25 protein-coding genes and 2 pseudogenes are annotated in these 26,253 nt (G+C 58.6%); 16 read left to right on the plus strand and 11 right to left on the minus strand.

Going from position 1 to position 26,253, the window contains the following annotated elements:
- The 3 genes and pseudogenes from FJU08_RS22990 to FJU08_RS21510 form a co-directional block, all read right to left on the minus strand.
- The coding region (locus FJU08_RS22990; RefSeq protein ID WP_210245293.1) for a hypothetical protein at positions 1 to 184 on the minus strand (184 nt) is incomplete at its 3' end.
- 173 nt (positions 185 to 357) lie between these two features.
- A pseudogene (locus FJU08_RS21505) lies at positions 358 to 534 on the minus strand (IS3 family transposase); the annotation flags it as partial.
- A gap of 206 nt (positions 535 to 740) precedes the next feature.
- A complete protein-coding gene (locus FJU08_RS21510; protein WP_141151113.1) occupies positions 741 to 1,637 on the minus strand; it encodes a LysR family transcriptional regulator in 897 nt (298 codons plus the stop codon).
- Positions 1,638 to 1,789: 152 nt separating this feature from the next.
- On the opposite strand from FJU08_RS21510, the gene FJU08_RS21515 reads away from it, so the two are divergent.
- The 6 genes from FJU08_RS21515 (at position 1,790) to FJU08_RS21540 (ending at position 8,414) form a co-directional block, all read left to right on the plus strand.
- On the plus strand, positions 1,790 to 2,644 hold the full coding sequence (locus FJU08_RS21515; RefSeq protein ID WP_141151114.1) for a carbon-nitrogen hydrolase family protein: 855 nt from the start codon (positions 1,790 to 1,792) through the stop codon (positions 2,642 to 2,644).
- 116 nt (positions 2,645 to 2,760) lie between these two features.
- Entirely contained in the window at positions 2,761 to 4,347 is a 1,587-nt protein-coding gene (locus tag FJU08_RS21520) for an ABC transporter substrate-binding protein (RefSeq protein ID WP_235890923.1), read from the plus strand.
- Positions 4,348 to 4,360: 13 nt separating this feature from the next.
- Positions 4,361 to 6,025, plus strand: coding sequence for a dipeptide ABC transporter ATP-binding protein (locus FJU08_RS21525; RefSeq protein WP_141151115.1), 1,665 nt, complete (start codon positions 4,361 to 4,363; stop codon positions 6,023 to 6,025).
- Positions 6,022 to 6,954, plus strand: a complete 933-nt coding sequence (locus FJU08_RS21530; protein WP_141151116.1) for an ABC transporter permease — start codon at positions 6,022 to 6,024, stop codon at positions 6,952 to 6,954. Before FJU08_RS21525 ends, FJU08_RS21530 begins: the two co-directional genes overlap by 4 nt.
- Positions 6,951 to 7,817 (plus strand): ABC transporter permease, encoded by an 867-nt coding sequence (locus tag FJU08_RS21535; RefSeq protein ID WP_141151117.1) that lies wholly within the window; start codon positions 6,951 to 6,953, stop codon positions 7,815 to 7,817. Before FJU08_RS21530 ends, FJU08_RS21535 begins: the two co-directional genes overlap by 4 nt.
- Positions 7,818 to 7,925: 108 nt before the next feature.
- Positions 7,926 to 8,414: a hypothetical protein gene (locus FJU08_RS21540; protein ID WP_141151118.1), complete on the plus strand. Its 489-nt coding sequence runs from the start codon at positions 7,926 to 7,928 to the stop codon at positions 8,412 to 8,414.
- Positions 8,415 to 8,534: 120 nt separating this feature from the next.
- Here FJU08_RS21540 and FJU08_RS21545 read toward each other — a convergent pair whose 3' ends face one another.
- Complete coding sequence (locus tag FJU08_RS21545) at positions 8,535 to 9,464, minus strand: carbon-nitrogen hydrolase family protein (protein WP_141151119.1); 930 nt, start codon at positions 9,462 to 9,464, stop codon at positions 8,535 to 8,537.
- Positions 9,465 to 9,545: 81 nt separating this feature from the next.
- On the opposite strand from FJU08_RS21545, the gene FJU08_RS21550 reads away from it, so the two are divergent.
- The gene (locus FJU08_RS21550) at positions 9,546 to 10,466 is read left to right on the plus strand and encodes a LysR family transcriptional regulator (RefSeq protein WP_141151120.1); all 921 of its coding nucleotides are present in this window, start codon (positions 9,546 to 9,548) and stop codon (positions 10,464 to 10,466) included.
- A 139-nt stretch (positions 10,467 to 10,605) separates the two neighbouring features.
- On the opposite strand, the gene FJU08_RS21555 is transcribed toward FJU08_RS21550, so the two are convergent.
- On the minus strand, positions 10,606 to 11,589 hold the full coding sequence (locus FJU08_RS21555) for an aldo/keto reductase (RefSeq protein WP_141151121.1): 984 nt from the start codon (positions 11,587 to 11,589) through the stop codon (positions 10,606 to 10,608).
- Positions 11,590 to 11,691: 102 nt separating this feature from the next.
- On the opposite strand from FJU08_RS21555, the gene FJU08_RS21560 reads away from it, so the two are divergent.
- The 6 genes and pseudogenes from FJU08_RS21560 to FJU08_RS21585 all read left to right on the plus strand — a co-directional run bounded on the left by FJU08_RS21560 (position 11,692) and on the right by FJU08_RS21585 (position 18,134).
- Entirely contained in the window at positions 11,692 to 12,588 is an 897-nt protein-coding gene (locus FJU08_RS21560; RefSeq protein ID WP_141151122.1) for a LysR family transcriptional regulator, read from the plus strand.
- A 423-nt stretch (positions 12,589 to 13,011) separates the two neighbouring features.
- Positions 13,012 to 13,383, plus strand: a pseudogene (locus tag FJU08_RS21565) (DDE-type integrase/transposase/recombinase); the annotation flags it as partial.
- A gap of 258 nt (positions 13,384 to 13,641) precedes the next feature.
- Positions 13,642 to 15,153 (plus strand): sugar ABC transporter ATP-binding protein, encoded by a 1,512-nt coding sequence (locus FJU08_RS21570; RefSeq protein WP_181409983.1) that lies wholly within the window; start codon positions 13,642 to 13,644, stop codon positions 15,151 to 15,153.
- Positions 15,150 to 16,133 (plus strand): ABC transporter permease, encoded by a 984-nt coding sequence (locus tag FJU08_RS21575; protein ID WP_141151124.1) that lies wholly within the window; start codon positions 15,150 to 15,152, stop codon positions 16,131 to 16,133. Before FJU08_RS21570 ends, FJU08_RS21575 begins: the two co-directional genes overlap by 4 nt.
- 25 nt (positions 16,134 to 16,158) lie before the next feature.
- A complete protein-coding gene (locus FJU08_RS21580) occupies positions 16,159 to 17,121 on the plus strand; it encodes an ABC transporter permease (RefSeq protein ID WP_141151125.1) in 963 nt (320 codons plus the stop codon).
- A gap of 11 nt (positions 17,122 to 17,132) precedes the next feature.
- On the plus strand, positions 17,133 to 18,134 hold the full coding sequence (locus FJU08_RS21585) for a sugar ABC transporter substrate-binding protein (RefSeq protein ID WP_141151126.1): 1,002 nt from the start codon (positions 17,133 to 17,135) through the stop codon (positions 18,132 to 18,134).
- 91 nt (positions 18,135 to 18,225) lie between these two features.
- Here FJU08_RS21585 and FJU08_RS21590 read toward each other — a convergent pair whose 3' ends face one another.
- A complete protein-coding gene (locus tag FJU08_RS21590; RefSeq protein WP_181409984.1) occupies positions 18,226 to 19,155 on the minus strand; it encodes a helix-turn-helix domain-containing protein in 930 nt (309 codons plus the stop codon).
- A gap of 433 nt (positions 19,156 to 19,588) precedes the next feature.
- On the opposite strand from FJU08_RS21590, the gene FJU08_RS21595 reads away from it, so the two are divergent.
- The gene (locus tag FJU08_RS21595; RefSeq protein WP_141151128.1) at positions 19,589 to 20,470 is read left to right on the plus strand and encodes an arginase family protein; all 882 of its coding nucleotides are present in this window, start codon (positions 19,589 to 19,591) and stop codon (positions 20,468 to 20,470) included.
- Positions 20,471 to 20,546: 76 nt separating this feature from the next.
- Positions 20,547 to 20,894 (plus strand): EthD domain-containing protein, encoded by a 348-nt coding sequence (locus FJU08_RS21600; RefSeq protein WP_141151129.1) that lies wholly within the window; start codon positions 20,547 to 20,549, stop codon positions 20,892 to 20,894.
- A 57-nt stretch (positions 20,895 to 20,951) separates the two neighbouring features.
- On the opposite strand, the gene FJU08_RS21605 is transcribed toward FJU08_RS21600, so the two are convergent.
- Complete coding sequence (locus FJU08_RS21605; RefSeq protein ID WP_141151130.1) at positions 20,952 to 21,209, minus strand: hypothetical protein; 258 nt, start codon at positions 21,207 to 21,209, stop codon at positions 20,952 to 20,954.
- Positions 21,210 to 21,712: 503 nt separating this feature from the next.
- Between FJU08_RS21605 and FJU08_RS21610 the strand changes: the two genes are divergently transcribed.
- Complete coding sequence (locus FJU08_RS21610) at positions 21,713 to 22,267, plus strand: TetR/AcrR family transcriptional regulator (RefSeq protein ID WP_141151131.1); 555 nt, start codon at positions 21,713 to 21,715, stop codon at positions 22,265 to 22,267.
- A 140-nt stretch (positions 22,268 to 22,407) separates the two neighbouring features.
- On the opposite strand, the gene FJU08_RS21615 is transcribed toward FJU08_RS21610, so the two are convergent.
- The 4 genes from FJU08_RS21615 to FJU08_RS21630 form a co-directional block, all read right to left on the minus strand.
- Positions 22,408 to 23,787, minus strand: a complete 1,380-nt coding sequence (locus FJU08_RS21615) for an amidase (protein ID WP_141151132.1) — start codon at positions 23,785 to 23,787, stop codon at positions 22,408 to 22,410.
- Positions 23,788 to 23,812: 25 nt separating this feature from the next.
- On the minus strand, positions 23,813 to 24,031 hold the full coding sequence (locus FJU08_RS21620; RefSeq protein WP_141151133.1) for a hypothetical protein: 219 nt from the start codon (positions 24,029 to 24,031) through the stop codon (positions 23,813 to 23,815).
- Positions 24,032 to 24,122: 91 nt separating this feature from the next.
- Positions 24,123 to 25,019 (minus strand): carbon-nitrogen hydrolase family protein, encoded by an 897-nt coding sequence (locus FJU08_RS21625; protein WP_141151134.1) that lies wholly within the window; start codon positions 25,017 to 25,019, stop codon positions 24,123 to 24,125.
- Between the two features lie 161 nt (positions 25,020 to 25,180).
- On the minus strand, positions 25,181 to 26,230 hold the full coding sequence (locus FJU08_RS21630) for an ABC transporter substrate-binding protein (protein WP_141151135.1): 1,050 nt from the start codon (positions 26,228 to 26,230) through the stop codon (positions 25,181 to 25,183).
- Between the last annotated feature and the right edge of the window lie 23 nt (positions 26,231 to 26,253).

The raw sequence follows: 26,253 nt of genomic DNA on the forward strand, positions 1-26,253 counted from the left end.
GCCTCATCCCGCCGTTCAAGGTAGGCATGCGGCCCGCCACAATCCTCCGGCGGGCAAGTCCCGGATCCGCCAGTGCAATTTGGGTAGGGTTGTCGAAGCCGGAACCAAAACCGTGCCGCCAGACCATCGGGCTGATACCGAGAAGACGAACTTTTATCTGGTAGATTTGCAGCGCGGGTGACATCCCAAACCCTTGGCATCACAAATCCCAAACCGCAATTGCCCCACACTTTGCGGTACTCTCCTACAATAAGTTGCAGCGGCAACGGGCCGATGAACTGGCATTTGGCTCTCCTTCGACGGGATACGTCCTCCCCGCATTATTGCAGCTGGGAGCCGGGACGGGCCATCTCATTAATCGTTCTCCAGCGTCAGCTCGGCGATATTGGCATGAAGAGATTTGACATCGACGGTTGGTCCCGCCGGTTCCGTCTTCGCTTCATAGCCAAAAACGCCTGTCGCCCCCTCAAGGAGCTGATCCTTCCATTGTTTGATCTGGTTGGTGTGCACGTCGAACTGCTGAGATAATTCCACTTATCCCCGTTATGCAGATTTCCCGAGACACTTCGCATTGACGAATTCTTCGCCATCATGGGCACTGCGTGCCGGTGTGCCAGAATTGAGTGGCTGCAGGTAGATCACCATAGGCGTCAGCGCTTTGGCAGCAAGCTCCCAGAGCGCTCATTGTTCTGCCTCATCGGCTTCTCGAAAAACCGGTTTCCGCTTTTTCGCCAGATGCGTTAAAACTCGAAACGCTTACGCGCTGCCGCAGCCAGAAAACGCGCCAGCGCCACAGCGGCGCTGCGGTTTTCGCCCTGTCTCGACAGGCGCAGATAATAGCAGGCATCGTCATCGATACTGATATCCGACAGTTTGATCAGCTGACTGTTTTCCAGTGCCGGAGCGATCAGCGCCTCGCGGCAAAGCGCTACGCCGCCGCCGCTCAAGGCTGCATCATAGCCAAGTCCCGAGCTTGAGAAAAAGCTGCGCGTGGTCTGCTCGAAAGGCGGCGCGACAAGTCCGGCGCGGGCAAACCACAGCCGCCACATGCGCATGTCTTCGTCATGAAGCAGGTTGGCACCGGCAAGCCCCTCATTGCCGGAAATCGGATGGCGCTCCAGATAGGCCGGAGAGCAGACTGGCACGGCGCGCCCGGAAATAACCGGAACCGCACCTTCCGGCATGTCACCCCCCAGCGCAAAGCCTACGGAAATATCCGGCTCCGGGGAAACCGTATGATCGGCCACCTGTTCCTGAAAATAGATCGAAATATCGGGGTGTAGAGCCATGAACCGGTTGGCCGCATCCAGCAGCCATGGCGCAAAAACGCTGCGCAGTGCCGCAACCGAAACCGGCTCACCCTCGCGCATTGTCAGCCGGTCGATCTCCTGACGGATGGCGCTAAAACTGTCATGCACAACCCGCGACAGGCTTTCGCCAGCCTCTGTCAGCTCGGTCTGTCGTCCCTCGCGGCGAACAAGGCGTATCCCTGCCCATTCCTCGATTTGCCGGAGCTGATGGCTGATGGCCGAATGCGAAACATTCAGCTCTCGTGCCGTTGCCGTCACCGAACCGGTGTTCAGAAAGGATTCCAGCGCCCGCAATGCGCGCAATGGTGGCAAACGGTCGCGTGCCATGATGTTCTCCCGTTATGACGCGTGTATATGTGAGATATTTAGACGAAAAGCGCAAATTTTGCGCTTTTTTTGTCCAAAATCGCGGCATACCCTGCCAGTGATGAATTTTTAGCCGTTTAACAAAAGACGGCATCGTGCGTTACGAGGCCTATATGATCGAGCCGACCACTGAGATGAAATCTGCGCTTCGCATTGCCATCGCCCAGATGTGCTCTTCCAATATTCACCAGCGTAATATCGAAACGCTGGAAAAACTGGCGGAAGAAGCCCATACCGCAGGCGCCGAACTGCTGGCGCTTCCGGAAGCCTCCGGCATGGTCAACCGTGATGTTGTTTCGGCCCGTCAGAGCATTACCGACGAGGCGCATGATCCGTTTCTGGCGGCGGCCCGCGATCTTTCCGCCCGCTACGGTCTCTGGATCCACACCGGCTCGACGCCGATGAAGAAGGCCGGTACGGCGATCTTCACTAATAGCAGCCATCTTATTGATGCGAAGGGCGATATCGTTGCCCGTTATGACAAGATCCATCTCTTTGACGTTGACCTGCCGGGCCTGCCGCCAAGCCGTGAATCCGACCGTTACGCCCCTGGTGCGGAAGCCGTGCTGGCGAAAACGCCTTGGGGTCCGTTCGGCATGTCGGTTTGCTATGATCTTCGTTTCCCGCATCTCTATCGCGGCTATGCCAAGGCCGGTGCGCGCATTCTGTTCATCCCCTCCGCTTTTGCCATGGCAACCGGCGAAGCGCACTGGCCGACGCTGCTGCGCGCCCGCGCCATTGAAAACGGCTGCTATGTTGTGGCGGCGGCACAGTGTGGCCATCATGATGACGGACGGCAGACATGGGGGCAAACGATGATCGTGGATCCCTGGGGCCATGTGCTTGTCGATATGGACAAGACGATCGGTCTCACCGTGACCGATCTCGACCTGACACGGGTGGAAAAGACACGAGCTTCAATCCCCTCGCTTGTCAATGAACGGCCCTATCGTTTCGATCCGGCCTGACAAAACCTGAATATCCGCATAAGGCGCGGCGTTTTTGACGTCGCGACAACCACACGAAGACACAGCCTGCCAACCGGCCCGCGTGAATGAAACAACAGACAGAGGGAAAGCATGCCATGATGAAACGCAGGACATTCGTTACACTCAGTATTCTCGCGCCGCTTGGTGCCACACTGCCACTGGGTGGTATTGCTGCCCGCGCTGAAGAGGAACGCCCTGATTTTACCTTCGCCGTCGACAATCTGTGGCCGACGCTCGATCCGGTCATCGGCATCTCCACCACTGGCGGCCGGGTTTACGGCAATGTGTTCGATACGCTGATCCGTCGCGATTATGACAAGGACCCGGAAGGCAATGAAATCGTTCCGTGGCTGGCCGAAAGCTGGGAGCGCACAACGCCGACGGTCTGGACCGTGCATCTGCGCAAGGGCGTGAAATTTCAAAATGGCGACGAGATGACTGCCGAAGATGTCGCCTTTTCTCTTTCCGCAGAACGCCTGTGGGGCGACCAGCCGTTGGCGCCACGCGGCAAAAACTATGCCCGCGGCATCGTCCGCGTTGATGCCATCGATGACTATACGGTCGAGATCGAAACCGAATTTCCCGACTCCACTTTCATCAACCGCATGACCACGCCGATCGGCTATGTTCTGCCGAAGAAATATTATGAGAAGGTCGGCACGGATGCCTTTGGCCAGAAGCCGATTGGCACCGGCCCCTATATGGTCACCGATTTCGACCCATCCGATCACGCAACCACCGTTGCCTTTGACGATTACTGGGCGGGTAAACCGCCGCTCAAGGGCGTCACCTTCAAGATCGTGCCGGAATATTCCACCCGTCTGGCAGGGCTTGCTGCAGGCGATTATGACATGATCGTCTCGATTCCCGTCGACCAGATGGATCAGGTCCGCTCCATGTCCGGTGTCGAACTGATCGTCACTCAGATCGGCAATTACCCGATGGCTGCCTTTAACACGCTGACCATTGACGGCATGGACGATAATCCGTTGGCTGATCCGAACCTGCGTAAAGCGATGGTCATGGCCGTTGACCGGCCGGCGATCACCAAGGCGCTGTGGGGCGACCTGACCTTCACCCCGGCTCCGTTCGATTTTCCCGAATATGGCCCTTATTACGATCCGGACCGCAAGCCCGAATATGGCTATGATCCCGACAGGGCGAAGGAGTTCCTTGCCAAGACAAGCTATAAAGGCGAGCCGCTGATCTGGAACATCGTGCGCGGTTTCTACCCCAATTACGAGGAAGCGGCCGAGTATATGGTTGAGATGTGGCGCGACCTCGGCATCAATGTCGAACTCAATGTCGTTGATAATTTCTCACTCGCCTACAAGCGTCCATTCCATCTGCTCAATATGTCAATGTCATCGGAATTCACCGGCGACCCCTACCGTCCGCTGTGGCTCGACTGGGGCCCATCTTCCTCGCGCGTGACAGCATCGCACCGCACCTGGGTGCCAAGCGAAGCCTTTCTCAAGGATGGCGAAACCTTCGAGCGCGGCCAGACCTTTGAGGAAAAGGACAAGGCCTATCTCGATCTGGTCAAGGACTGGGAAGATGTGACGCCGGGCATGTATCTGTGGCGCAATGTCCAGAGCTTTGCCATTTCCGACAAGTATGAATGGAACCCCGGCACATCGCAGCTAACGATCTTCGACAATACCTTCATGAAGGTTAACTGACCAAGGATATACCGTGCAAAAACCCGCCCTCAGCCTGCTGGAGATCAGCGGCCTGACCGTGTCATTGCCACCGGGCGCCGACCGTAGCCTCGCCGTCAGCGGACTGAACCTGTCCGTTGACGGCGGCGAGTGCGTCTGTCTTGTTGGCGAGTCCGGCTCGGGCAAATCGATCACCGCACAGGCGGTGCTTGACATGCTGCCCGAGGGGCTTTGCCAGACAGAAGGAGATATCCGCTTTGAGGGCAAAGATCTGCCCAAAGGCAATGTTGCGGCGATGCAGAAGCTACGCGGCCGACGGATCGGCATGATCTTTCAGGAAGCGGGAGCCAGCCTCGATCCGGTCGTCACTGTGGGACACCAGATCGAGGAACTGCTGCTTGTCCATGGCGTTTCCGGTGCGGCGGAACGGCGCAAGCGGGCGCTTGAGATAATTGAAGCGGTGCAATTGCCCGATCCGCCGCGCATTCATCGTTATTATCCCCACCAGCTTTCCGGCGGTCAGGCGCAACGTATCGTCATCGCAATGGCGCTGGCGCTGAAACCGGCGCTGCTGATCGCCGACGAGCCGACCACCGCACTGGACGTCACCACGCAAGCGGAAATCCTGCGGCTGATCCGCAGCCTCCAGCACGAGTTCAATGCCGGGCTGTTGTTCATTACTCATGATCTTTCAGTGGTCGCTGATATTGCCGACCAGGTGATGGTGATGCGACGCGGCGAGGTGGTGGAACAGGGAACGCGGGCCGAAATCTTTTCCAATCCGCGTCATCCCTATACGATCCAGCTTCTGGAAAGCCTGCCGAAGCGCGATGAGGATCACACAACCGATCCGAAAGCGCCGGTGGTGCTGGAAGCATCCAACCTGTCAATCACCTATCATCAGCGCAACGGGTTATGGGCCACCCAGCCCGTTCATGCCGTGCGCGATGTCTCAATCACCCTGCGGCGCGGCCAGACCCACGGCCTGGTGGGACAGAGCGGCTCGGGCAAGTCCTCCTTCATTCGTGGTGTGCTGCAGCTTGAAACGCTCGACAGCGGTTCTGTCATCATTGACGGAACCGACATTACCGGCTTTGTCACCGGCATGCCGCGCGCCATGCGCAAGAAGATACAGCTTGTTCAGCAGGATCCGCACACGGCGCTCAATCCGCGCAGCCGCATCGGCCTTTCTATCGCTGAAGGTGCGCTGATCCATGGCGCCGGACGCAAGGCCGCTGAAGAAAAGGCCCGTGCCATGCTCGATCTGGTCGGCCTGCCGCAACAGGCCTATGACCGTTTCCCGCATGAATTTTCCGGCGGCCAGCGCCAGCGCATCTGCATTGCCCGGGCGCTGGCCGTCGAGCCGGAAATTCTCGTCGCCGACGAGGCCATTGCCGCCCTTGATGTTTCCATTCAGGCGCAGATCCTCAAACTCTTCGCCGACCTGCAAAGGCGGCTCGGTTTTGCCATGCTGTTTGTCACCCATGACCTGCGCGTTGCCTCGGCGATCTGCGATGAGGTTACCGTGATGTACAAGGGCGAGGCGGTTGAACAGGGCGCGGCCATTCAGGTCTTCGCACAACCGCAACATGATTATACCCGCATGTTGCTGGACTGCGTGCCGGACAAGAACGGCGTTGCCCGCGCCGCATTGAAACGCCGCACTGCGCGGCTCGACGCGGAGGAAACGGCCCAATGATCCGCATCATTCTCCTGCGCCTGCTGCGCTCGCTTGCGACCCTGCTGATCGCCGTCACTATCGTCTTTTTCTTCATCCGCCTGTCGGGCGATCCCGCCGAAGCGCTGGCTCCGCCGGATGCGCCGCCGGAAGTGGTGCAGGCCTACCGCCTCAAGCTCGGTCTCGATAAGCCGCTGCCGGTGCAATATGTCAGCTACCTTACCAATCTCGCCCATGGCGATTTCGGCTATTCGGCCAATACCGGACGCCCGGTGCTCTCGGTGTTTCTCGATCGCCTGCCTGCAACACTGGCGCTTGGCGGCACGGCACTGATCATCGCCGTCTTGCTCGGCATCGCCATCGGCATCATTGCCGCGCTTAACCGCAACCGGTTTCTTGACCGCTTTGTCATGGGTTTTTCGGTGTTTGCCTTCGCCATGCCGAATTTCTTCTTCGGCCTGATCGTCATTCTCGTCGGGGCTCTCGCCTTTGGCCTGTTTTTCGGGGCGGACGCCAATGGCAGCATATCCTTCTGGCTTCTATTGCCACCGGCGGCAACGCTTGGCCTGTCGTCAATGGGCTCTTTTGCCCGCTTCACCCGCTCCTCGCTGCTGGAAACCCTGAACCAGCCGTTTATGCGGGCGTTGGAAGCACGTGGCATTCCTGCCCGCCGCAGGCTGTTCCGCCACGCAGCGCCGAATGCTGCAATCCCGATCGTCACCCTGCTTGGCTTCAGCATTGGCGGCATTGTCGCAGGCGCGGTGGTCACCGAACAGGTGTTTGCATGGCCGGGTGTCGGCCAGCTACTGGTGCGTTCGGTGGCAACCCGCGATATCGCCATGGTTCAGTTTCTGGTGCTGGTGGTTGCCTTCTCGATGACCGCAGCCAATCTCATGGTCGATATTCTCTATTCCTTCCTTGATCCGCGCATCCGGAGGGCTTCTGCATGACACAATTAGGCTCCCTCTGGCAGCGTATGCCCTGGGCAGTGCGCCTCAGCCTGCTCTTTATCATCCTGTTCGTGCTGTTTGCGCTGTTTGGCTCATGGCTGACCCCCTATGATTTTCGCGAGACTTCGCTGTTTGACCGGTTCAAACCGCCTTATTTCCTCGGTGGTGAGCTGAAACATTTCCTTGGAACTGACGGGCGTGGGCGTGATCTGCTGGCCCGACTTGTGGTCGGTGCCCGGGTGACGCTGCTGGTCGCCGTCACCGGTACGCTGATCGGTGCGGTGTTTGGCTCGTTGCTCGGTCTGCTCGCCGGTGCCCGGCGCGGCAAGACGGAAAGCATCATCATGATGGCCGTCGATGTGCAAGCCTCCGTTCCGATTATCATTATCGCGCTCTTCGTGCTGGCGATCTTCAAGAGCAGCCTGCCGCTGATCATCATCATTGTCGGCTTTGCCGGCTGGGAACAATATGCCCGACTGGTGCGCGCTGCGACCCTTTCGGTGCGTGAGCGCGGCTATGTCACCGCCGAACGTGTGCTCGGTGCATCTCCGGTGCGGATCTATCTGCGTTATGTGCTGCCGAATATCTTCAACATCATTCTGGTGCAGTTCACCATCAACCTGCCGCTAACGGTATTGCTCGAAACTGCATTGAGCTTTCTCGGCCTCGGCGTCCAGCCGCCGATGACCAGTCTCGGCGAGATCATGAGCGAGGGCCGCGACCGGCTGCTGACCTCATGGTGGCTGACCATTTTTCCAGGCGGGATCATCTTCTGCCTCGCGCTTTCGGTCTCGCTGATCGGCGACTGGATGCGCGACCAACTGGACCCCACATTGCGCAATGCCGGGCGCAACAGTTCCTGACCCGACATTACTGTTTACCGGCGGCTCCCCTCACCGCCATGCCCTCATGTTGCTCCGGCCATGAGGGCACACTCTCTGCCTGTTTTGCGAACATCAAGGACCGATACCATGGAAAATCCGTCACTGCTCGTTGCTTCACTTGCCGCTGGCAAGCCTCTGCCGGACACGAAGCCCGGCCAGTGGAACAATGACAGCCTCAGCGGCGTCTACCATTCCGAACATGCATCAAGCTACTGGAGCAACGGCCAGTTTCCCTCAGGCTTCAGCCTGACGCTGAACATGAAATTTGCGCCGAACGCGCTGTCCTATAAAGGCGTCAACGACACCAATCCCGACAAGCTATATATCAATGCCTTCGAGGCAACACTCGATGACAAGCCTGCGCCGATCGCAGGGAATAAACGCTATAATGAGGTGCGCATCCGCCAGCTTGGCCCACGCGAATTTCAGGTGCTCGAACAGCTCGATGGCGACGTGATCGTCGGTCAGTACTGGGTGTTTTCCGACGACACGAAAGTGCTGATGCGCTGGGGCGTCGGCAAATCACCCGAAAACGCCTCCAAGGCCTTTTTCGAAACATTCATCCGTAAGGATTAAAGGATCGGGTGAAGAACTGGAAACCGGTTTTTCGATGACCGCCGCGTTAAAAGAAAAGGCCAGAGTGCCGGGGGATTCAGATTAAACGCTCAGCATTCTCAAGGGTGCTGTCGAAAAGACTTAGCAGTCCCTGGTAAAAGCCACGGTGGATTTCGGCCGCTCGTCGACGCTCAGACTGAAGACGTCCGGCCGGGAATAATGGCCCGTCACGTCGAAATCGTAACGCGCGCCGATCAGGACGGATCGGTCGATCTCGGCCGTGACCAGCCCCTCACCTCCTTGCAAAGGCCCCGCCAGAACATCGCCCAGAGGCCCGACGATAAGGCTGCCGCCATTGATCAGCGGGCGGGCATCATCCCAGGCCTCGACGGTAATGCCCAGATCCTTCGGTGACGGCTGATACTGGCAGGAACTGATCAGGAAGCAGCGCCCCTCATGGGCGATATGGCGCATGGAGGCCCGCCAGACATCGCGTTCATCCACGGTCGGCGCGCACCAGATCTCGACCCCCTTGGCATACATCGCCATCCGCAGCAGCGGCATGTGGTTTTCCCAGCAGATCGCCGCGCCGATACGCCCCGCGCCACTTTCGATCACCGGCAGGGTCGATCCATCGCCCTGCCCCCAGATCAACCGTTCGGTTCCGGTCGGCATAAGCTTGCGGTGTTTCGCCACCAGCCCCTTTTCGGGATCGAAGAACAAGGCGGTGCAATAAAGCGTTGCGCCGGCCCGCTCGATCACGCCGATCACAAGGCTTGCCCCGGTGCGTTCCGACAGGCCCGCCAGCTCCTCTGTCTCAGCCCCCGGAACGTCGATGGCATTGGCGTGATAGGCGGCGAAGTCCGCGCGCCCCTCCGGCACACGATATCCCAGCCGGGTCCCGAAGATCTCGCCCTTCGGGTAGCCGCCCAAAAGCGCCTCGGGCAGAACCACGAGGTCCAGACCGGCACTGCGGATCTCTTCCTCATAGCTCAGGATTTTCGAAAGCGTTTCGGCCTTGCCAGCATGAGAAGAGCCGATTTGCAATGCGGCGATGCGGGATTTTGTCATGGGGGGGCCAACCTATATTTCGCTTGCGCCAGCTTTATATTTCCATAAAAACAAATCAACCGCATCCCAGAACTAACTCATATGAATGAAAATGATATAAGTTCGATCGACCTGAACCTTCTCAAGGTATTCGAGGCCATTTACGAGGAAGGCAGCGCCAGCCGCGCGGCGCTGCGTCTGGGCGTGACCCAATCTGCGGCCAGTGCGGCGCTTTCTCGTCTGCGGACCCTCTATCAGGATCAGCTTTTCGAGCGGCGCGGCCGGGGCCTGGTCCCGACGGCCCGCGCGCACGAGCTAAGCGCAACCGTACGCGAGGCTCTGAGACTGTGCCGGAGCACCATGCTATCTACGGCCCCGGGCGAACCGTCTTATCGGGATCGCACCATTTCTCTGGGCCTGTCCGACGATCTGGAAATTGCAATGGGCCGGGCGCTTGCCGACAGGCTGCGCATCACCGCACCGGGCCTTCGACTGCTGCTGCGCCAGACCAACAGCTACGTTGCGACGGATGCTCTGGCCAGCCGCGCCGTGGATCTGGTGCTAACTGCGGGCGGATTTGCCTCACGCGCGATTTCGCATCAGACGGTGATGACCGGCGGCTATGCCTGTATTCTGCGCACCATCCCCCGGCATGTTCGGGCAGAGCTGAGCCTCGACGATTACCTGCAACGCGACCATCTTTTGATCTCTTCGGACGGTTACGCTGGTATCGTCGACGACGCACTGCAAACACTCGGGCTTCATCGCCATATCGAAGTCTCGACCACCCATTTCGCCGCTGTGCCATTCCTGCTGGGCAGTGAAAATGCCATTGCAACGCTGCCCACCCATGCCGCCCGGGTGATTGCTCGGCTTGCAGGGTTTGAGCTTATGCCCTGCCCACTGACCCTGCCGACCTACGCGATAGAACTTGGCTGGCGCCCGGAAAGGCTGCGCGATCCCGCAATTCGCGTGGTCCGCGATGCGGTTCTTCACGTTTTCGATCCGGGATCACAGATCTAGATGTTTGATCACATTGTTTGCTGGTTCTCATTCCTGGAAACCAGCAAAGTTCAAGGCCGTAGCTTCCGTCACGGTCCAGTTTCCTGGGAGTGGGAACCTTCTACAGGCAGTATCTGACATACAGCCCCTTCTGAATGGCTCAGCGCTGCGCCATCGCTTCGAACTGCTCCGGATAGCGCCCGCCCGCGACATGTTCCGGTGCGAAGGTCTGGTCGAGCAAGGCTAGATCGGCTTGATTGAGCATGACGTCGGCCGCCGCAACATTTTGCTCCAGATGCGGGATTTTCTTCGCCCCGGGGATCGGGATGATATCCGCCCCCTGCGCCAGAACCCAGGCCAGCGCAACCTGGGCGGCGGTCGCCTCTTTCGCGGTCGCAATCTTTTCGATGACTGCAACTAACTTCCGGTTTGCCTCAACGTTTTCCGGCTGGAAGCGAGGCAGGCTTGCGCGAAAGTCTCCCTCGCCCATCGTGACCCGACCGGTCAGAAAACCACGTCCGAGCGGGCTGAACGGAACGAATGTCACCCCCAAGTCGCGACAGGCGGCCAGCACGCCGTTCGTCTCGACGTCGCGGGTCCAGAGCGAGTATTCACTTTGTAGCGCAGTGATCGGATGCACCGCATGGGCGCGCCGCAGCGTCTCGGCCGAAACCTCCGACAGACCAATCGCCCGCACCTTGCCCTCGGCCACCAGATCGGCCATCGCGCCGACTGTCTCCTCGATCGGCACGGCGGGATCGGCCCTGTGGAGATAAAAAAGGTCGATCACATCGGTATCGAGCCGCTTCAGCGAGGTCTCAGCCACCCGCTGCGCATTGGCGGAAGAGCCATCCGTGCCGGTGATCTCGCCAAAATCTGTACGCGCCGGATTGTAGGTAAAGCCGAACTTCGTGGCGATCACCAGCTTGTCGCGGTGCGGCTTCAGCGCGCGGCCAAGCAGGCGTTCATTGCGATGCGGGCCGTAGACTTCGGCGGTATCGAAAAAGGTCACGCCAAGCTCGACCGCCCGGTGCAACGTACGGATCGAGGCCTCTTCATCCTGCACGCCATAGGCCTGGCTCAGCCCCATGCAGCCAAGACCGATGGCCGAAACCGTAAATTCTCCGAGCTTACGCTGTTCCATCTGCTTCTCCTTGGAATACCTGCGAATGACCTCCAAATAGTGACCGCGTATTCAAATGATAATTCGTGCAATCGACAACAACCCGGTCTAATATTTAGATCAATGGACAGAACACAGCTTTCTCAACTCGTGGTTTTCCAAACCGTGGCCGAAACCGGAGGCTTTCGCGCAGCCGCCGACAGGCTGGGCATCGCGCCCTCCGCAGTCAGCCATGCGGTCTCGGCGCTGGAGAAAAGCCTCGGCGTTCGGCTTATGGCGCGGACCACACGTTCGACCCGGCCAACGGAAGAAGGCATCCGGCTACTGACCCGCGTGACCGCCCCGCTGACCGAGATCGCCTCGGGTCTGGCTGAGACCGGGAAAAACCCCGATGAGCCGAGCGGTCCCTTGCGCATCACCCTGCCGCTGCTACCGGTCGAGGAAGTGATCATGCCCCGCCTGCGCGCGTTCCTGACTCGCTATCCGAAGATCGAGCTGGACATCCGCGCCGCCGATAGTTTTGAGGACATTGTCGAAAGCGGCTGCGATGCCGGGATCCGTCTCGGCGAAAACCTTGAGGCGGACATGATCGCGGTGCCCGCCTCCGGTCCGCAACGCGGCGTGATTGTGGCGACACCGGAGTATTTTGAACGAAACCCGCCACCAGAGCACCCCCGCGATCTGAATGCCCATAACTGCATTCGTCGCCGTTTTGACAGCGGCCGGATCTATCGTTGGGAACTGGAGCGCGACGGTCGTGCCCTGACTGTCGAAGTGCAGGGCAACCTGATCCTCCCGCAACAGGAGTTGATGCGACGGGCGGCGCTGGACGGGCTGGGGCTGGCTTTCGTGTTTGAAGAAGCCGTTGCCGATGACATCCGGGAGGGGCGCCTCGTCACCGTCATGGATGACTGGTGCCCGCCCTTTGACGGCTTCTACATCTACTACCCCTCGCGGCATCAGATGCGCCCTGCCCTGCGGGCTTTCGTCGATTTCTTCAGATACCGGGAAGGCCGGTAGATAGCACCAACCCCCTTCAGGCGGTGGATCCGACGAGATAGTCGATCAGGGTCCGCAGGCGGCGGGGCATCGCACCGGCAGCGGGCTGCGATACTGTCTTCGCCGCGCAGCCCCTCCAGCACTATGCGGATCTTCTCCTCCGCGGAATAGGATTTGCGGGTGGCTCGGCGGAATTCCTTGATCGCTTTGTTTGCCGTCGGCTTCTACGGACCGGTTTTCTGTCTCATCGTCACTGCCTTTACGTGATCTATGATGAGCCAAATTCATCCCTTATCCGTTAAACCGGATCTGTCTCAGAGACGTTGAGACGGAACACTCTGCCTTAGGCTATATGAGCCCAATCCAGTTCGAGAGCATCGCTCTCCAACTGGCCGCGTAAAGCCCCGTTCGCTCTCCACTTTTTCCGGGCAAGTCCAAACCGTCATCAATACCGATAAGGCGCCAACCTATGGCATCGCTATCTCGGAACTGAAGGCCGACGGCAAATGCCCAAAGGAGCTTGTGCACCGGCAGGTCAAGTATCTGAACAACTTGATAGAGGCCGATCATAGCAAGCTCAAACAGTGGATCAAACCAGTCCGAGATTTCAAGACTTTGAAAGCGCCCTATGCAACGATCAGGGGATTTGAAGTTATGCGTGCTCTGCCCAAGGGTCAGGCTGCGATCTTCAACTTAACCGGCGACATCCGTGGCGAGGCATGCATCGTTGAACGAGCATTCAGGGTCGGGCCCAGCGCGCTTACCGAGGTTGTGGTAATGCTCGCACAGAATCTCGACACCAACTCGTGTGACTGAAGCGTACGAAAGCCCCTTCTCAGCCATCCGGAATATTTGCAACAGAGCCGGGCCGTCCACCACATCATCTCTGTCGGCATTCGGTTTTGGACATTTTTGGCACGCCGAGGCGAAAATTTGGCAATATTCGTAGAGCGTGCCGCCCGCCCAACCTTCTTAATACGAACAGATCGACACATCGTTGAATGTGTGGCGATGAACCCGGGGCCGGGCATGAAAGAGACGTCAGAGAGCCCCGCGACCGTTCGAGGGGTTTGCATGGCGAATGAACCAATCCTGGTGGCTGCGGGTCTCAGCAAGCGATATGGCGGTGTCTCTGCCCTGAAAGATGCCAGTTTCGAATTGCGCAAAGGCGAAATTCTCGGTCTCTGCGGCGAGAACGGCGCCGGCAAAAGCACCCTGATCAAGATTCTTGGCGGCATCGTCATTCCCAGTGAGGGAAGTCTGTCAATCGACGGCATTGCGATTACCTTCGGCGAACGCCCGGACCCCGCGCTCCTGTCGATTGTTCACCAGGAACTGTCCGTCATCCCGCATCTCTCAGTGCTCGACAATATCATGCTGAATCGCAGGAAAACCACGGCAGGCCTTTATCTTCGCGGCCGGCTCGCGCAGGAGACGAAGGCACTTCTAGCTCTCGTCGGGCTAGACCATGTTGATCACCGGACGCTGGCAGGAACCCTGACACTTGCCGAACAGCAGCTGATTGAAATTGCGCGCGGTCTGGCAAGCCAGTCGCAGGTGCTGCTGCTTGATGAGCCGACCGCAACACTCTCCGATGCCGAGATCAACAAGGTCTTCGCGGTTCTGCGCCAGTTGCGAGACCGCGGCACCACGATTGTTATCGTCAGCCATCGCCTGGCGGAGATCTTTGCTCTGACCGACCGTATTACCGTCTTCCGCAATGGCGAACATATCTTTACGAAAAACACCGAAGACCTCGATCCACAGTCACTGGTTCGCGCCATGATCGGCCGTGATGTCGAGCATGTAGCCAAGAGTGCGGGACGGGTCAGCCCGTCCAAAGTCCCAGCCCGTATCGAAGCCCGCACCCTTGGCGTGGCAGGCGGGTTCGGTCCGGTCGACTTTTCGGTTCGCCCGGGTGAAATTCTAGCCATTGTCGGCCAGCTTGGCTCGGGTGCAGATACCATTCTTGAAACCATGGCCGGTCTTCACAAGCCATCTCAGGGCGGGCTGAGCCTGAATGGAACGCCTCTTTCCCTACGCAGTATCGCCGATGCCTATCGCAATGGTATTGCCTATGTCGCAGAAGATCGCGCCGGGCGGGGGGTGTTCCTTACCGCAAGCATCGAGATCAACATCACCGCGCAAATCCTGAACAAGATCAGCCCGTTCGGCCTGATCTCTTCCCGCCTCAGCAAGAGCCGGGCCCTGCCACTGGCGCGCGCCTTCCAGATTGATGAGAAACGGCTTTCGCATCAGGTTTCGACCCTGAGCGGCGGCAACCAGCAGAAGGTGTCGCTGGCAAAAGCAGCGGCAACCGAACCGCAGCTGCTGCTTCTCAATGAACCGACACGCGGCGTCGATGTCGGCGCACGCGCAGAAATCTATGCCCGACTGCAGGCGCTGGCGAGCGAGGGACTGGCGATCGCCTTCTACTCGACCGACCTCGAAGAGGTGATGGAACTCGCGGACCGCATCGTCACCGTCTATCGCGGCAGGATCGTGCGCGACCTGCCGCATGACGAGACGGATTCCGATGAAATTCTGAAAGACATTTTGCACGGCCGACAGGAGACCGTCCAATGACATCTGCTTCGAGCACTTCCGTCTTCACCAAAGGCCGCGGCATGACCGCATTTTCACCGGCAAGAATGCATGCGACCGTCATTCAGCTCATCCTGGTGGCGATGATCATTCTGGCCGCGCTCACCGTGCCGAATTTTGCCTCGGCCAGCAACATCAGCGCCATTCTTTACACCGGTGCTCCGGTGGGCGTTGTTGCAATCGGCCTGGCCCTCATCACCCTGTCGGGCAATCTGTTTGTCCTGTCTCTTTCGGCAACGGCAGCCCTGGCATCGATCATCTTCGCCATGCTTTCCTCAGCGAGCCTCCCAGCGGCCATCCTTGCGACCCTTCTCGCAGGCGCGGTGGTTGGGTCGATCCAGGGCGTGGTCGTCGTATCCTTTCGCAGCAATCCGATCATCACCTCGATTGCAGCGGCGTCACTGATCAGCGCGATTGCTCAGTATCTTTCCAGCGGCCGGACCGTACTGATTGATGCCGATACCGGCTGGCTCGGCAATGGCGCGCTTGTCTCCGGCCTGCCCTATCAGGCACTGATTTTTGTCGTTCTTGCCTTGATCCTTGAATTCATCATCGAACGGTCCCGCACCGGCAGAGAAGTCAGGCTGACAGGCATGAACAAGGCAGCAGCAGCACTCGCGGGGATCCGCACGTCACGGGCTGCAATGCTTGCCTATCTCATCGCCGGCACGGCAGCTGCTGCTGCAGGCGTGATGATTGCAGCGCAGGCAGGTGCTGGCAATCTGCGCGTCGGTCAGGATCTCGATTTCAGCGCCATTGCCGCCGTCCTCATTGGTGGCGTGGGCATCAAGGGCGGGCGCGGCCGGGTGCTGGATGCCGCCGTTGGCGCCATTTTTGTCGCCGTTCTTTCCAACATCCTGCTGGTCAACGGCTTCTCCTATGAAGTTCAGCTCATGGTCAAGGGCCTTGCGGTCATCGGTTCGGTCATGCTTGGCGCTGCGCTGAGCCGCGAACGGAACTGATCGAAGCCACGAAAGGTTTTAAAGCGTGACACGACCCCTCTCCTTTTATCTCCGCCTGGCACTTCTGCCTGCTCTGGTCATCATCTTCAGTGTCATGACCTCGGGTTTTCTCTCGATCGGCAACATCTATGCCATCGGCCAGACCTTTGCTGTTGTCGCACCCGTGGCCCTTGCAATAGGTCTGACCATGATTGCCGGCGAGCTCGATCTAAGCGTTGGCGCCATGGTGGCGCTTGCCGGCCTCATCATGGTCAAGTTCGGCGCGGATTACGCCGTGCTCGGCATCCTGGCCGCTGTCCTTTTCGGTGCGCTTGTTGGCGTCTTGAATGCTTGGCTGACCTTGCGGCTCAAGGTCTCGTCTCTGGTCACGACGCTCGGCATCATGATCGTCCTGCAGGGCGCCTCTGTCTGGCTTGAAGGCGGCAAGACAGCGATTTTCGATCATCTCGAAATGACGGATTTCGTCGGCCTCACGGTGTTGGGCATTTTCTCGCCCTGGAGCATCAGCGCACTTGTTCTGGGCGCCGTCCTGTTCGTCGTCCTGTCCTTCACCAGACTTGGTCGTGACATTTATGCCGCCGGCAGCGACCGCAAGGCCGCCCTGATGAGCGGGACCCGGATCCGCCCGGCCCTGATCACGGTCTTTGTCTGCGCTGGCGTTTTCGCCGCCATCGATGGCGTGCTGATGGCCATCAGCCTCGGCCGTGCGTCCTCCCAGTTCGGTGGAAGTCTTCTCATCCAGTCTGTCACCGCAGCCATTCTTGGTGGCGTCGCACTGTCGGGCGGGGTCGGCAAGGTCTCCGGAATCCTTCTCGGTGCACTGATCCTGTCCGTTCTTAGCAATGGCCTGAGCTATATCGGCGCCGACAGTTCAACAATCCTGCTCGCCAATGGCGGGATCCTGCTCATCGTCGTTCTTTTCGAGAGCGCGCTGACAGAACGTTTCCTTCGCTCTTTCGGTCAATCAATCCAAACCATCAAACATTAAAGGGGAATTTCATGCTTGACCTCAATCCGCGTTCCTTTCTGAAATCTCTGTTGCGCGGGGCCATGCCTCTCGTCATTGCCACGGGTGCACTGGCCAGCACGGCTCTCGCCGATGATGCCGCCGGCAAGAAAGTCATCTTCCTCGGCGCCGATGACATCTGCGAATACTGCGCTGCCTATAATGATGCGCTGCGCCTCTATGCCAAGGATGCCGATCTTGATCTCGAAGTCGTCACCAACAAGTTTGATGCCGCCCAGCAGGCGACCCAGATCACCCAGGCCATTGCCAAGAAGCCTGATCTGATCCTGCTCTGGACCATCGACGGCACGGCGCTTTTTCCCTCCATGCGCAAGATCGGCCAGGCCGGAATTCCACTGCTCCTGACCGACGTTCAGCCCGATGCTGCACATGATGACCTCTGGATCTCCTACAGCGGCGCCAATTATGAAGGCGAAGGCCGAGAAGCCGCAGACCTTATGCTCGAAACCTTCAAGGCGAAGGGCCTCGGCGAGGAAGGCGACGTCATCATGATCACCGGCATTGTCGGCCAGGCTCAGACCATGTCACGCTACAAGGGCTTTTCTGAGCGCCTCGCCGAAATCGCCCCCGGCATCAATATTGTCGCGCAGCAACCCGGCAACTGGGATACGGGCACCGCGATGGATGCCGCATCGGGCCTGCTGACAAAATATGGCAGCACAATCAAGGGCATTTATTCCGATGAGGATGTCATGATGAAGGGTGTCGTCGCCGCCGCCGATCGTGCTGGTGTCGATGTCACCAAACTCGCCATGGTTTCCGTTGGCTGCGAACCGGCCGGTGTCGAGCTGCTGAAACAGGGCAAGCTTGATGCAACCCTTGGCCAGGCCCCTGCCGATGAGGCACGCTATGCCATCGACAGCATTGTGAATTACTTCAACGGAGCGAAGCTCGAAAAAAGCGTCTACACGCCCATGCCGATCGCCCGCAAGGCCAATGGCGGCGCCGAGTGCAAGCCCTGGGATCAGTTCTGATCCTGCGACCGTCCTAAATGATAAGAGGCGCTCCGTTTGTCCGGAGCGCCTCTTGCCGTTGAAGCCTGTCCGGACTGCGACAATCCGGCGTTCAGAGCAGGGATTTGGGCGTTACGCCGAATTCTTTCTTGAAGGAGCGCCCAAAGTGGGAAAGGTCGTTGAAACCGAAATCCAGTGCGGCATCGGTGATGCTGCGGACCCGGCGTTCGGAAATGGCAGAATAGGCCGCCTGCAACCGACGTGTCTGCAACCATCCCATCGGCGTCGTGCCAGTTTCAGCAAACAGCCGGCACAGGGTTCTGACGGAAACATTCTGTTCCCTTGCAACCTGCTGCAGTGTCAACGAACTGTCTGCCATATGCGCGTTCAGATAACGTTTGATCTGCTCGATCTTTGAGCGGCTAGCCGCACCGTCGGCAGCAGTGTCGCCGGTTCCCTGCCTGACGGCAGCTGCGATCATGTCCAGCATGGATGGGCTGAGCTGCAGCAGTACATCACTTTCAACCGACGTTGCCAGATTGTGAGCTTCGCCAAGAAGGGTGCCGAGCAACTTGCCAAAGGGCGAACCACCGGACAGGATCACACCGCCCAGCCGGTCAACATCAACCAGCCGCGAAGATGCGATCGGCCGCGGGATCCGCATCAAGATCGAGCGATACGCCTGATCATAACTATAGCTGTAGGGCCTGCCGGAATCATAAAGCAGAATGTCGCCAGCGCGATGCATGACCGAATTGCCGTTCTGCTCAAACCGGCCTTCGCCGGAAACCATAAAGGAAACGAAAAAATCGTCACGCGGACCACGTCGGACATCGAAGGCTTTGCGTTCATAAGTAATGCCGGTGGATGAAACATCGCTGATTTCCGTGGTTCCGAATTCCTGCGTCCTGAGACTGGCATTGAAGCCGGAAACCGAGCTGACACGGCCACTGCAAGGCGCATAGGTGCGGTAGACCAGCTCATGCCAATAGTCGAAGCGCTCACCGGCGCTGATATCCCTCGTCGAAAATTGCTTTTCCATGACGCCTGCCTGTCTGGCTTCAACCTCTGACATATGTGACGCAAGTTTCATGCCAAAACACTACGGTTTATTGAGATTGGCATACCTTAACGCTAGCAGGAGCGACGGCCTGCCTAGCTGCCTGACAAATTTCGTCGAATTCGGCGGCAACTGGAAGGTTAGTCTCTGCCGCGCCCCCTCCAGGAAGAGTAAGCAGAAGAGATTGACAACCCAGATGATCAAAGTTGAGGCAATATGGCGCGGGGTCAGTCGGCGTCCGTTCGCGCGAGAGGAGAGGCGATCTGGCACGAAACGGCGACAATCTGGCAACTGAGCACAAATTCGATGCCGCGCTTGCCGCTATCCTGCCTTCTCATTGCTGTTCGACGCTAACCGGGAACCGTTATCAAGACTATCCGGCTTGGCCGACAAGACTGAGGTGAAGGACCAACCAATGACCGAAGCCAGTTCAAAGACCCTGCGCCTGCTCATGCCCCAATGGCAGGGCGGCACACTACCCGCCTATCATTTCGGCGCCCAGATGCTGAACTTTCTGGCGCCCGTCACCACAGGCGAAACAATCACCGTTCCGGTCGCAGCACCGTCCGGGGACGACCTTCCGGTTGAAGACGGTATTGTTGCCCGTACTGCCCTTTTGCAGCAGGCCGACGCCGCGGCCACCATTCTTTCCGAACAGTCCCCGGACCGTATCGTCGTCCTCGGCGGCGATTGCCTCGTCGACCTTGCCCCTTTCGCCTATCTGAGCGAACGACATGGCGACGATCTGGCGATCCTCTGGGTCGATTCCCATCCAGATATCCTGACGCCGGACCATTTTTCACACGCCCATGCCATGGTGCTCGGCAATCTCCTCGGCAAAGGCGACAATGACTTTTCGTCCCGGGTCAAACACCCCGTCAAACCGCAGAATGTCATGTATGCTGGCCTTTACGACATGATGCCGCTGGAATGGAATTTCGTTCGGGGGAACGGCATGGCAATGGCCACGCCCGCAGAGCTTGCCGATTCAAGCGAGAAGGTGCTCGACTGGTTTCGATCGACCGGCGCCAGCCGTCTGGCCATCCATCTCGACCTCGATGTTCTGGATCCCAAATTCTTCCGCTCGCTCTATTTCAGCAACCCCTTGGATGCGCCGGGCGCATTCGGAGCAACACCGGAAGGCCGGATGACCATGGACCAGGTCACGCGCCTGCTGAATGATGTCGCCGCAGTTGCCGATATTGTCGGCCTCGGGATCGCGGAACATCTTCCCTGGGACGCAATCGCATTGAAAAACATGCTGGAAAGCCTGCCTCTTATCGGCCAGACCGCCTGAAGAGGCGCGGAGATCGCGACTGGAGCGGCCATGCAGCCCCGCATGCAGGATATAAACAACAAGACTGGAGAACATAATGTACACTGTGGCATTCATCATGAAGCGCAAACCCGGCATGAGTCTGGAAGAGTTTCTGGCCTATTACAAAGACCGTCACGGCCCGCGCATGGTCGAGCTGATCAAGGATGAAGGCCTGATCTCCTACGATCATTTTCCCGTCGATGTCGAAATAACGGATGGCCGTTACGTCGCAAAGGATGGGCCGGCCTATGATGCAATTTCTGTCTATACGTTCGAAACTCAGGAACAGGCCGAGAAATGCTGGGCTTTTCCGGACGTGATCACGGACAGCGAAGCCTTCATCGATTTTGAGACAATGGTTACGCTGCCGGCAGCACGTCGCAAGGTCTTCCCTCTCAGCTGATCAGTCGGTCTCAGAACAGATAGCCCGCCTGCCGGCGGGCCATCTGTTCGAGTGATCTCAGGGAAGCCTTATTGCGAGTGTTCTCGCGATACCGAAAAGGCCTGTGCCAGCTAGGGCGATCAACAAGCCGGAAAACACATAGAATGCTGTCTGGAAATTGGTTGCGGCGATCAGGAAGCCCATGGCGATCGCGGGAAAGGCGTTGGATAAATAGCCGACAATGTAAAAATTGGAGATTAGCTTTGCGCGCCTGTGTGTTGCGGCGGCAGCGCTTGCCAAGCCGAGCGCACCGACAAATACAGCTCCATAGACCATGGCCGCTAACGCCCATCAGCACCAGCAGCAAAGTGCCGTGCGTCTCGCCGGTTGTAAAGACAAGCAGGGGCTGAACGATGATCATACCCCAAAGTCCACCGGTAACTGCGTGGCGCGATCGCAGACGTCCACACAGCACCTGACCAACACCGGCAAAGACCTGGAAAATGGCGGACACCATGCCCGCCAGGCTGGCACCGGACAGCCCGTAGAGCCTTGCCCCCCAGATCCGCGCCGATCGCCATAACCATTGATCCTGACGTCCACGCCGTCACAACGGAAAGGCACGCCAGGATGAACAGCGGGTAGACCGTATTGACCTCATCCGTATTAGACACTTTCATCGCCAATGCTTAGCCACGGGCGCGATGATTGGGCCAGGATAAAGCGAGAAGCCTAGCGCCCACCACCATGGCGATCAATGCTATCAGAACAAAGGGAAACACGGTCGGCGCGAAATCCGTCGAAAGCGAAAAAGAGCCATCGGAACTGGATAGGAACGGATGCCCAAAGGACCAAATACCCGCGGACCAAGCCGCGAAAAACGGACCCGTCAGGGCATTATTGCCGCAGCCCTGTCTCAGTTCACTCAAAATGGTTTTGCCGCAACGACGATGGAAGATATCTCACAGGAATGCAGTGGCGCCAAAGGCACGCTCTACCGCTATTTCGCGCGCAAGGAGGACCTGTTCCTCGCCATCGTCACTAATGTTGTCAGCGGCATCCTGAGAGAGGCACGGCAGATCCCGCAGGCGGAAGGCGAGACCGTGAAGGCCTATATCAAAAGCACCTTGCTGCCAGTCATGTATCTGACAGAGGCTTCGGGGCGTGGTGACATCGCGAGACTAGTGCTGACAGAAAGCCGTGCCTTTCCGGATCTGGCCCCCCCTCTATCGCGAATAAGTCTATCGACCATTCCGCGCGCATTTCGAGGCAGTTTTGCTTCAGGCGGCCGCGGCAAGAGAAATTCCGGAGGACGCGAATGCGAAAGAACTTTGCTATCTTCTCATTGCGCCCTTGTGGCTAGGGCTGGTCAACAATGGCATACTGGATCGTGACAACATGGTAGACGCCGGTGAACTGCTCAGCAGGCAGGTTGACCTCGTATTTGGCGTTTTAAACGCACCATAGTCCTCCCCCCGCCAGACCCTGCGAGCATTGCCATCGCTCTCGCCCAACCCAAAAGCCTGCCATCATTTCATTGGAAATCAGAAAGCGGACGGCAGAGGCCTGCGCTTCTGATCGCGGCCTCAAGCGCACGCGCCGTTGCGAGAAGCAATGCATCGCTGCCCTGACGTCCGACGAGCTGAACAGAGAGAGGCAAGCCGTTATCCATGCCGCAAGGCAAGGCTATGACGGGCCCGCCCAGGACATTGGCAAAGCCGTTCGGCCCCACATGTGACCAATGGCCGAAATTTGACCTGCCATTGCGTTCCACAAGCCTTGGCGCAGCCCCAATCGTCGTCGGCAGAAAAAGAATGTCACCGGGACCGAGCAAGTTGTGGAACTCGGCGACAAGGGTGGCCTGACGCCGCTTGGCCAGAAGGTAGTCATCACCGGAAACCAGTGCGCCAAGGTGCAATTTGAGCCGTGCGTCCTGGCCGTAGAGCTCCGCCTGGGTGGCAAGGCGAGCGCGATGATAGGACCAGCTTTCGCAGGTGGCGATCACGGCTGCGATGGCATCCAGTTCCTCCAGCATGGGAAAACGGGCATCGCTGCGATGCAGGCCAATCATCTGCAACAAGGGCTCGACCTGATCGACCGCCGCTTTCTGTGCGCCAGACAGACGCTCGTCAAAGTCACGCAGACGCAGATAGCGGGCATTTTTCGGCAGGGATGACAAACCGTCAAAGAAACGACCGGCAACCTTCCCGGGCGAGACGATTGCGTCAAGCAGGAGGGCAACATCCTCCACCGTCCGCGCCATGGGGCCGACGGTGTCCATGCTTTCCGAAAGCGGCATCACGCCCTGTCGGCTGACCAAGTCGCGCGACGGCATCATTCCGACAATACCGTTGAAGGCTGCCGGCACGCGGATACTGCCCCCGGTGTCGGTGCCAAGAGCAGCAAAAACCTCGCGCGAGGCGACAGCAACCGCCGATCCTGAAGACGACCCACCCGGCGTATGTGCTACATTCCAGGGATTGCGGGCGTTCGGTGCGAGCGATTTCTCATCATGCGCACCGATGGCAAATTCATTCGTCGCCACCTTGCCCAGAAACACCGCCCCCTGCTCGCGCAGTCCGGCAACAGCGGTGGCATCACGCGCGGCAATACGATCGGCATATAGCCTAGAATGGCCCGTGCCGCGCATGCCAGCAACATCGATAATATCCTTGAAGGCGAGTGGGACGCCCGTGAGCGGCGTACATGTCTCCCGACGGCTCCGGCGCGCATCTGCCGCGTGGGCCATTTCCAATGCCGCATCCGGCATCAAGGTGATGAAGGCGGAAAGCTTCGGCTCCGAGGCCTCACAGCGTTTCAGGCAGGCTTCGGTCAATTCAACGGCAGAAACCGAACCTTCGGCCAGCGCGGTCGCTGCCTTCGCCAGCGTGTCTATCTCGGAAAGGATCGTCATGACGGCATGCCCCTCACCTATGACGCTATTCAGCGACCGGGTTCATAGCGAAGTCGCCGCCGTCCGCAGCGGCTCGTCGGCGGATCAAGCGGATTTTTTCATCCATGTAGCCGAGTGCGGCTGAAAGCGCAGCACGATCTTGCGAATCCAGCCCGGTTGCACCAGCCTGCAGCAGCCGTTCGTCATAAGCGGAAGCCAACGTTTCTTGCTGTGGTGCCGTTGAGATCATCGGATCATTCTTCATCGGAAGGCCTTTTATTCCCTCAAGAGAGGACGCGAAAAGCGGCCCGCTCTGGCGCCCATAGTCCAGAGCGGCGCGCAGACGCAGACTGTGATCAATGCGCGGCGGCGGGCGCCAGCGGATCGGGATCGAAAGGATGGCGGATTTTTGAGAAATCAATATCCGCGATCAGCAGACCATCCTCATCATGCGCAAGCGGCTCCACCACATCCTGACCATCCGGTCCGAAAATATGGGTCGCACCGCCGCCAAGGGTGATCTTGGCTGCCCGCTCCGGTGTATCGGAAAATTCCTTCTGGATACCGGCGCCCAGAACCTGGGTCGTCGCCAGTACAAACATGCCGCCTTCGGCCGCATAGGCGCTGGTCGCATTCATGTTGACCTTGGCCCCCATCGTGATGACCTGTGGCATGAGGCCCAGCGCCGGCCAGGCCGCCACATGGATTTCTTCCGTGAGGCCGAACATGATGTGGCGAAGCATTGGCCGTTTGTGCTCCGAGCAGTTAAGTGCACCAAGCGTGCCGATATTGGTGGCAACAACCTTCAGGTTGGTGTCCGGATCGCCCGGCGCGAAGAACGTACCCTCAGCACCCGAAGGCTTCAGCTTGCGGCGCGCAAGGACGGTCTTGCCGTTCTCATCTATGATCCACTGAGCCATATAGATGCGGCCCTGCGCATCCCGTTCGCTCAGCCCGAGAACAACCTCAATGCCGTATTCAGCTGCTGCAGCGGCAATCTTTTCATGTTCCGGACCGCCGAGACGTGCAGAATTCTCGATGAAATTGCGGCGATACTCTGTCTGCCACGCCTCATCTCCCAGCCACAGGAAAACCGGATAGCCCGGCAGCCAGATTTCAGGGAATGCAATGAGCTTGACGCCCTTCCGAGCGGCCTCTTCCATCAGCGCAATTGTCTTATCAGTTGTTGCGGCCAAATCGAACCAGACCGGCTCCGACTGGACTGCCGCGACCTTGACGATACGCTCATTCATGGGTGTCTCCTTGGGGTACTGACCGAGAATCACGATAGGCGCCTGCCTAAGCCGTGGAAATGCAATCGGATCTGATTGTGTGGATGACTTTCGTGAAGAGGGGCAGACAACGAAGACTGCCCGCCCTGCTCCGCTGTATGTCCTGTCAGGGGGACGGGCACTCAGTTGGCGAAGACGCCCTTGTACATCTCCAGCTGCGCCGGATATTCGCTGACAAGCGTGCGCCAATCCATGACATTGAAGGTCAGGTCCTCAGGAGCGCCAGAAACGAGCACGGCGCCCGGCATCGTGCTTTGCATGCCCATATCCGCGAGAACCTGCTGAGCCTCAGGACTGAACAGCCAGTTGATGAACAGCTTCGCGGCCGCAGGATGCGGCGCATCGGTCAGAAGCGCTTCATTCAGCGGAATTGAGATCACACCTTCCTTCGGAAAGACAAATTCAAACGGTGCGCCCTTCTTTGCCGCAGCCTTGAAGAAGTGGTACGGAACATCGAGACCAACTGTTGCCTGGCCGGAAGCAACCGCCTGAATGGCCTGAGCGTTGGCCTGCGAAACGATGGGATGATTGGCCGCCAGGCGTTCGAACCAGGCCTTATCAAGCACGCCGGCAAGGGTAAGTGCCGTCAGTGCCTGCCCGGTGCCAGAGACCGTCTGAAGGCTGGAGATTGAAACTTGCTTGTCCCATTTCGGGTCGGCAAGCTCGGTCCAGCTTACCGGCGCATCCTCTGGCTTGACGTAGATCTTGTTGTAAAACGGACCGCTGACCGTCAGCGTCCAGTCAAACCACATATCGTTTTCGCCGACATACTTCTCATCAATGCCTGCAGCCGTCTCCGGTGTGTAGCTGACCAGAAAGCCCTTTTCAGCATAGTCCGGCATTTCATTCGGGGTCGTATAGACCACATCACCAGCCGCCTGTCCCGATGCCGCTTCCGCCTCCAGTCGGGTGGTCAGCTTGGGTCCATATAGGTCGACGCCTGTGATCTTGATCTCAGGGAAACGCTTGGAAAAGGCATCAAAGATCGGCGCGTTCGCATTGGTGTTGGGGTTATAGACAACCAACTCGCTCTCGCCTGCGGCCTTGACCGCATCATAAAGAGAGCTCAGGATGGCATCATCGTCTTGAGCGAAAGCCGATCCGGCAGTAAAGCTGGCGGTTATGGCGATTGCGACACCGCCAATGAGATTCATCGTGTCATGTTTTTTCATGTTATTGCCCTCTCTGGTGGAAC

This window comes from Martelella alba (assembly GCF_006516955.1).
GTDB lineage: Bacteria > Pseudomonadota > Alphaproteobacteria > Rhizobiales > Rhizobiaceae > Martelella > Martelella alba.